Consider the following 1,133-nt stretch of genomic DNA (forward strand, 5'->3'; position numbering starts at 1 on the left):
CGGCTGACGAGTCGGGTGGCGAGGAGGGAGTGGCCGCCGAGGTCGAAGAAGTTGTCGTCGATGGTGACGTCGGTGACGGAGAGGACTTGGGCGTAGAGGGTGCAGAGGATTTCTTCGTGGGGGGTGCGGGGGGTCCGGCCGGTGGGGGTGGTGGTGTAGGTGGGGGCGGGCAGTGCTGTCCGGTCGAGTTTTCCGTTGGGGGTGAGGGGGAGGGTGTCGAGGGGGACGAGGGCGCTGGGGATCATGTAGTCGGGCAGGCTGTGTGCGAGGGCGGCCCGGACGGTGGACTCCTGCCAGTGGTCGGTGACGACGAGGTAGGCGGTGAGGCGTTGGTCGCCGGGGGTGTCTTCGCGGAGGATGACGGTGGCTTGGGTGATGCCGGGTTGGGCGGTGAGGACGGTCTCGATTTCTCCGGGTTCGATGCGGTGGCCGCGGAGTTTGATTTGGTGGTCTGCTCGGCCTGAGTGGATGAGGTGGCCGTCGGGGGTCCAGTGGGCGAGGTCGCCGGTGCGGTAGATGCGGCTGCCGGGGGGGCCGTAGGGGTTGGCGGTGAAACGTTGTGCGGTCAGTGCCGGGCGGTGGTGGTAGCCGCGGGCGAGTTGGTGGCCGGCGAGGTAGAGCTCGCCGGTGGTGCCGGGGGGGACGGGGCGCAGGGCGGTGTCGAGGACGTAGACGGCGGTGTTGGCGAAGGGCCGGCCGATGGGGACCGGGCCGTGCGCGGTGGTGTCGTCGAGGTGGTGTTCGGTGATGTTGACGGTGGATTCGGTGGGTCCGTAGGCGTTGATGATCTGGACGTCGGGGTGCTGGGCGCGCCAGGTGGTGAGGTGGTCGGTGTGGAGGGCTTCGCCGCCCAGGATGAGGGTGTGGGAGGGGGAGGAGGTGTGGGGCAGTGCGGCCAGGATGGGCAGGTGGCTGGGGGTGGCTTTGATCAGGGTCGGGCGGGTGTCTGCTTGTTCGAGGGTGGTGAGGTGGACGGTTCCGCCGTTGGTGAGCGGGGTCCACATCGCGGTGATGGTGAGGTCGAATGCCAGGGGTGAGTGCAGCACGGTCGAGCCGGTGGTGGCGGGGTAGGCGCTGCGGGCGCGGTGGAGGTAGGTGGCCAGGGCGTGGTGGTCGATGACCACACCCTTGGG

At 69.4% G+C, this 1,133-nt stretch carries 1 protein-coding gene; it reads right to left on the reverse strand.

Annotated elements, in window-relative coordinates; all coding sequences use genetic code 11:
• Positions 1 to 1,133 (reverse strand): AMP-binding protein (locus tag ACIP5W_RS35730; RefSeq protein WP_401482255.1); only part of this gene is annotated, 1,133 nt, incomplete at both ends.

Source organism: Streptomyces sp. NPDC088766 (genome assembly GCF_044750845.1).
Classification (GTDB): domain Bacteria; phylum Actinomycetota; class Actinomycetes; order Streptomycetales; family Streptomycetaceae; genus Streptomyces.